This window comes from Mesorhizobium sp. M7A.F.Ca.US.005.03.2.1, assembly GCF_003997795.1.
GTDB lineage: Bacteria > Pseudomonadota > Alphaproteobacteria > Rhizobiales > Rhizobiaceae > Mesorhizobium > Mesorhizobium ciceri.
Genome location: NZ_RZRP01000343.1, coordinates 1 through 6287, shown reverse-complemented (window position 1 = coordinate 6287; position 6287 = coordinate 1). Strand labels below are relative to the sequence as shown.

Annotated in this window: 8 protein-coding genes; 2 read left to right on the top strand and 6 right to left on the bottom strand. The window is 63.9% G+C overall.

Annotated features, from left to right (window positions below; genetic code table 11):
* Nucleotides 1–162 (bottom strand): DUF680 domain-containing protein (locus EN991_RS19380; protein WP_127369332.1); only part of this gene is annotated, 162 nt, incomplete at its 3' end.
* A 47-nt stretch (nt 163–209) separates the two neighbouring features.
* Nucleotides 210–413, bottom strand: a complete 204-nt coding sequence (locus EN991_RS19375; RefSeq protein ID WP_013532451.1) for a DUF680 domain-containing protein — start codon at nt 411–413, stop codon at nt 210–212.
* 465 nt (nt 414–878) lie between these two features.
* Between EN991_RS19375 and EN991_RS19370 the strand changes: the two genes are divergently transcribed.
* Together EN991_RS19370 and EN991_RS19365 are read left to right on the top strand one after the other, a co-directional pair.
* Nucleotides 879–1556, top strand: a complete 678-nt coding sequence (locus tag EN991_RS19370; protein WP_024504276.1) for a response regulator — start codon at nt 879–881, stop codon at nt 1554–1556.
* A 13-nt stretch (nt 1557–1569) separates the two neighbouring features.
* Complete coding sequence (locus tag EN991_RS19365; RefSeq protein WP_013532453.1) at nt 1570–2922, top strand: sensor histidine kinase; 1353 nt, start codon at nt 1570–1572, stop codon at nt 2920–2922.
* A 28-nt stretch (nt 2923–2950) separates the two neighbouring features.
* Here the strand turns inward: EN991_RS19365 and EN991_RS19360 are convergent, their stop codons facing one another.
* From EN991_RS19360 to EN991_RS19345, 4 genes are all read right to left on the bottom strand, one after another.
* Nucleotides 2951–3829, bottom strand: coding sequence for an ABC transporter permease (locus tag EN991_RS19360; RefSeq protein ID WP_013532454.1), 879 nt, complete (start codon nt 3827–3829; stop codon nt 2951–2953).
* Between the two features lie 13 nt (nt 3830–3842).
* Nucleotides 3843–4697, bottom strand: coding sequence for an ABC transporter ATP-binding protein (locus EN991_RS19355; protein WP_013532455.1), 855 nt, complete (start codon nt 4695–4697; stop codon nt 3843–3845).
* A 142-nt stretch (nt 4698–4839) separates the two neighbouring features.
* Complete coding sequence (locus EN991_RS19350) at nt 4840–5853, bottom strand: ABC transporter substrate-binding protein (RefSeq protein WP_027163344.1); 1014 nt, start codon at nt 5851–5853, stop codon at nt 4840–4842.
* Between the two features lie 176 nt (nt 5854–6029).
* The coding region (locus EN991_RS19345; protein WP_281058802.1) for a dihydrodipicolinate reductase C-terminal domain-containing protein at nt 6030–6287 on the bottom strand (258 nt) is incomplete at its 5' end.

Below are 6287 nucleotides of genomic sequence, written 5' to 3'. Positions count from 1 at the left end.
GGCCTGGACGGTTTGCGTCGACTTGGAGATCGAAGCAGTGGCCGACTGGTCGACGGTGACGGCAGGCTGATTGGCGTTGGCCGAGCCATAATTGTCGCTGCCGGCAAAAGCAGTGCCCGTGGCAACGAGGATGGCGGCAGCGGTAAGAGCGATCTTGGTCATTTTAATTACTCCTGAGTTCAAGTTTGGGTCGATATCGGCAGTCGCGATTAGCGGCCGAAGAGGTTGCGGTCAGCGCCCTGCGAAGCGGGGGCCTGGACGGTCTGCGTCGACTTGGAGACCGAAGCGGTGATCGAATGGTCGACAGCGACGGCAGGCTGATTGGCGTTGGCCGAGCCATAATTGTCGCTGCCGGCAAAAGCAGTGCCCGTGGCAACGAGGATGGCGGCGGCGGTAAGAGCGATCTTGGTCATTTTAATTACTCCAGTATTTGTCATGTCCGTCTAGTGGCGTGCCCTTGGGAGGAATTTCGCGTCGCTCGGACCACCCCGAGATGGGCTCGCCCTGCCGCGGATTCCAATCACGAAGATGTTCCCCCGCGGCTCGAATCCAGGCCTTGAAATTTGACACAGGGCCTCAGCGGTCATAATTTAACTGTTTGAAATCAGACAGTTAATCGATAACGCCCATCACCAGGCGCGACCGCTCGCCAGGCCGGCGTTCACCATCTGCTACACAGTGCGTCAACAGAAATCGAACTGAACGGTTCGGTTTGAAACGATTGCGCACCATCTGAACTTCTGGATCTCCTCCATTTGCCTTGCGGTTGGATCGAGATTATCGCTTGTGCACGATCATCAATCGGGCGCGACTTGGCGGCGCCAGTTGAAGAAGTGGGCGGAAATCCGGGTGACCTGCACCCCAGGACAGCGATAGAAATGCGGTTGCTGCTTGTAGAAGACAATCGCGAGCTGGCGGATTGGCTGGGCAAGACCCTGCGTCAGGCGAACTATGTCGTCGACATCGTCCATGATGGCGAGGATGTCGAACACGCGCTCGCCGCCGGTGACCACGCGCTTGTCATCCTCGACCTTGCGCTGCCGCGCATGAGCGGGCTGGAGGTGCTGCGAATGTTGCGGACGCGCGGCAACCGGGTGCCGGTGATCGTGCTGACCGCCAATGCCAGTCTCGACGGTCGGGTCAAAGGGCTCAATGAAGGCGCCGACGACTATCTGGCCAAGCCCTTCCAGATCGAAGAGCTCGAAGCACGAATCCGCGCGCAATTGCGCCGTGCCAATGACCGCACCGCGCCGGTCGTTGCCTGCGGTGATCTCGTCTTCGACACCAACACGCGGCTGTTTTCGCTTGCCGGCGAGGCGCTGGCGCTGACACCGCGCGAGCATGCCGTGCTTGAGCAATTGATGGTCAAGGCCGGACGCACGGTGAGCAAGGCGGCATTGTCGGCCGCGATCTACGATTTCGAGACCGACGCCGATCCCAGCGCCATCGAGATCTACGTGCACCGCGTGCGCAAGAAGCTCGAAGGGTCGCGGGTCCAGATCGCCACACTGCGTGGTCTCGGTTACCTCTTGCGCCAAGACGATTTGGCGCCGTGACGATCCTGGCGCCATGAGGATCAACAGCCTCCGCCTGCAATTGCTGGCATGGGTGGTGCTGCCGCTTGCCGGGCTCGCGACCATCAACCTGTGGACCAGCCAGCGCAACGCACTGGCGACCGCGGACCTGGTCACCGACCGGATGCTCGTCGGATCGGCGCGGGCGATTGCCGAGCAGGTCGCCATGGTCGACGGCGTGCTCGATGCCACGGTGCCCCCGGCGGCGATCGAGATGTTCGACACCGGCGACCGCGACAGCGTCTACTATCGCGTCGAGACAGCCGGCGGGCGGCTGCTGACCGGATATCCCGACCTGCCCGAAGCGCCGCAGCATGCCAGTGTCGAGGCCGCTTACCGCGATCACCAGCTGCGGCTCCTGACCCTTGGCCATGCGGTGATCGGCGCCGGCAACGACTCGCCAATATCAGTCACCGTGGGCGTCACCCTTGCCGGCCATGACGCCATGGTCAAACAGCTTTGGTTCAGCGCCTTTGCCCAGCAACTGGCGCTGGTGGCGATTGCCGGCGTGTTCGTGCTGCTCGGCTTGCGTCGCGGCCTGGCGCCGTTGATCCGGCTGCGCGATGCGGTACGCTCGCCAAACCGCAGCGACCTTGACCCCGTCGAAGTGCCCGGTGCGCAAAGCGAGATCCGCCCGCTGATCGACGCCCTCAACGCCTACATGGAGCGCGTGCGGGCGCAGATGGCGGCGCAACGCCGCTTCATCGCCAATGCGGCGCACCAGCTGCGCACGCCCCTGGCGCTGCTGTCGACACAGGCAAGCTATGCGCTTCGCGAAAGTGCCGCCGATGCCCGCCAGGAGGCGCTGGTGGCGCTGCAGGCGAGTTCCGGCAAACTGGCGCGGCTGGCCGAACAGCTCTTGACCCTGTCACGCGCCGAGCCAGGCAGCCGGCGGCCGCGCGCCGACCGCATTGACCTGGCGGAAGCCGCCCGGCACGTGCTGGAAACCCTGGCGCCAACGGCCATCGATCGCAAAATAGATCTCGGCCTCGAGGAGGCTGGCCCCGTTCCGGTCATCGGCGACGGCACCATGCTGCGCGAGATGATCGTCAACCTCGTCGACAACGCGCTGCGCTACTCCCGGGCTGAGGGCAGTGTCACGGTGAAGCTGGCGGCCATCGACGGCGAAGCCGTGCTGACGGTCGCCGACGACGGGCCTGGCATTCCGGCGGACGAGCGAGACCATGTCTTCGAGCGCTTCTACCGTATTGCCGGTTCGACCGAGGAAGGCAGCGGGCTGGGACTCGCCATTGTACGCGAGGTCGTCGAAAATGCCGGCGGCCGCGTCACCCTTGGGGATGGCGCGGCCGGCGGTCTGTTGGTTGAGGTCAGGCTGCCGCTGGCCTGACCGGTCAGGCTGCCCCTGGTCTGACCGATCACGTTCCCTGCTCGTTGAACGGCGCCGGCCGCCACTTCACGACATAGTTCTCGAAGCGGGTGATGATGAACTCCACCACCAGCGCCATGACAGCCAGGATGATCATCGCGGCGAACACGCCATTGGCGTTGAAGGCGCCCTGCGCGGTCGAGATCAGCAGGCCCATGCCTTGCTTGGCGCCGAGGAACTCGCCGACCACCGCGCCGACCAGCGCGAAGCCGAAGCTGACATGCAGGCTGGCGAGGATCCAGCTCATCGCCGAAGGAATGATGACGGTGCGGGTGATCTGGAACGGCGAGGCGCCAAGGATCTGGGCATTGGCGATCATTGCCCTGTCGGCCTCGCGCACACCCTGGAAGGCGTTGGCGAAAACAACGAAGAACACCATCACCACGGCAAGCGCCACCTTGGACGCCATGCCGAGGCCGAGCGCGATGATGAACACCGAGCCGAGCACGACGCGCGGCACCGAATTGGCGATCTTGATGTAGATCGAAAAGACATCCGCCAACAGCCGATTGCGGCCGAGGATGATGCCGGCGGCGATGCCGCCAAGGGCACCGATGACAAAGCCGAGGAAGGTTTCCTCCAGCGTCACGTAGATCTGCAGCCAGAGTGGGCCTTGCGAGGTGCCTTCGGTGATCCACGACCAGATCTGCTGCCAGATGCCAGAAGGGCTGGCGAAGAAGAACGGGTCGATGATGTTGTAGTCGGCGCCGAGTTCCCACAGGCCAAGGAAGACGACCAGGATCGCCAGGCGCAAGGAGATGACAAGCGCGTGGCGGCGGCGCAGCCTTGCCCTCGCCCGGGCTTCGGCAACGGCGATGGAAGCATCGCGGACGGCGGCCTGGTTGGCGGTCGGAGAGATTGCGGTCATGCTGTTTCTCCTTTCAATGTCCGGTCTGCAAGGTCCGGCTCTGGCCGAGCTGCACTTCCTCGCGCAGATCGTTCCAGATCACCTTGGCAATCTCGACGAAGTTCGGGTCGTAGCGGATGTCGGCCATGACGCGCGGGCGCGGCAGGTCGATGCGGTAGACGCTCTTGACCGTGCCCGGCCCAGCGGTGAGCACATAGACCTTGTCGGCCAGCGCCACCGCCTCCTCTAGGTCGTGGGTGACGAAGACAACCGAGGATTTCTGCTCCGACCACAGATCCAGCAATTCGTCCTGCATGGCGGTGCGCGTCTGCATGTCGAGCGCGCTGAACGGCTCGTCCATCAAAAGGATCTTGGGCTGGTTGATGAAGGTCTGCGCCAGCGCGACGCGCTTGCGCATGCCGCCCGAAAGCTGGTGCGGATAGTGCTTCTCGAAGCGGCCGAGGCCGACGCGGGCGATCCAGTCGCGGGCGCGGTCGTAGGCCTGCGCCTTTGGCGTGCCGCGATAAAGTGGACCGGCGGCGACATTGTCGATGACACTGCGCCAGGGAAACAGCGCATCCGCCTGGAAGACAAAGCCGATGTCCCGGCTGATATCGGTGACCGGCGTGCCCATGACGCGGACATTGCCGGTCGTCGGCCGCAACAGGCCGGTGACCAGGTTGAGCGTCGTCGACTTGCCGCAGCCGGTCGGCCCGACGACGCAGGCGAACTCGCCGCGCGCCACGGTCATCGTGAAATCGCGGATCGCCGTCATCATGTGCCCGTCGGGCGTGACGAAACGCAAGGTCACATCATCGATGGCGATCGCGGCGTCGGCTTGTGGCGCGGCCTGAGACAGCTTCTCGGCCGCCATGGGTTGCACTTGCATGGCGCACTCCTGTCGCAATGGGGCAAGGGAGCCCGCGGCAGTGCCACGGATCTCCAGGTGTTCGGGAGGCCGCGCCGCTGCCTTCTTGATTCAAGCAGCCGGCGCAAGTCCTTGTTATTCAACGAGTGGTAGGCTGGCGCCGCTATTTGGCAGCGTCGACGAATTCGGTCGTGTAGGTCTTCGACAGGTCGATCTGCTTGCCTTGCAGGCTCTTCGAGAATGTCGAGAGAACCTTGAGCACGGTCGGCGGACCATCGGCCGGCATGCGGCCATCCGGCGTGAACATCGCCTTGCCGCCGGCCAGCCCCTGCACGTAAAGGTCCCGGTTGCCGGCATAATAATCCTTCGGCATCTTGTCGGCGATCTCTTCGGCCGAATGCGTGGCGATGAATTTCATCGTCTTGACGAAGGCATTGGCGAGCTTCTGTGCCTCATCCTTGTGGCCTTCCAGCCAGGAGGACTGGACATAGAAGGACGCCGCCGGATAGTCGCCGCCCAGCGCTTCCTTGGTCTTTTCAGGCGTGCGCATGTCGACCAGGATGCTTGCCTCGCCGGTCTTGAGCAGTTTGGCGATGGTCGGCTCGGTGGTCATGCCGGCCTGGATCTGGTCCTGCTTGACGGCGGCGATGAAGGTGTTGCCGGCGCCGACCGGCAGCAGCGTGTAGTCGCCGGGCTTCAGGCCGCTGCGCACGGCAAGATACTGGGTCAGGAAATCGGTCGAGGAGCCGAGACCGGTGACGCCGAGCGTGGCGCCCTTGAAATCGGCGGGCGACTTGATCTCCGGGTGCTTGGCGGAGACCAGCTCGACCTCACCGGGCGCTTGGCTGAACTGGACGATCGACTGGATGTATTTGCCCTTCGACTGCAGGTCGACGGTGTGATCGTAGAAGCCGACAACGCCTTGGACGGCACCGGCCAGCAGTTCATTTTCGGCCTCGACCCCGGCGCGCGAGTTGAGCAGTTCGACATCGAGCCCCTGGTCCTTGAAGTAGCCGAGCTGCTGGGTGAGCACGGCAGGCAGATAGATCTGCTTTTCCATGCCGCCGACGATGATGGTGATTTTGTCGGCAGCCGAAGCCACCGTGGCGCTTGTGGCTGCAATAGCAAGGGTTAGCGCCGCTGTGCGCAGGGCGCACTTCGAGATGAAACCGGTCACGAAACTTCCTCCACTTGGGCGGCGCGCCATCCCGGCTGCGCCGCATTCCTCCTTACCGGCCGCTCCCGCACCGGTCACACGGCGAACGCCGTAATGACTTCATGGCACGCCCAAGCTTTCAGCTGGCTTTCAGTCGTTTTAACGGCCGTTGAAATGGAATCCGTTGTGGCTGCCGGTCACGGAGCGCCGAAACCGAGAACGTCGCGCATGTCGTATTCGCCGGGCGGGCGTCCCTCGAGCCAGAGCGCGGCGGCAATGGCGCCGCGGGCGAACATGACGCGGTCGCCGGCCGCATGCGACAAGGTCACAAGCTCGCCTTCGGCACAGAAGCTCACGCTGTGTTCGCCGATGATGCTGCCGCCACGCAGCACCGCAAAGCCGATCTCACCGGGAGGCCGCGCGCCAATGGCGCCATCGCGTGCACGCCTTGCGAC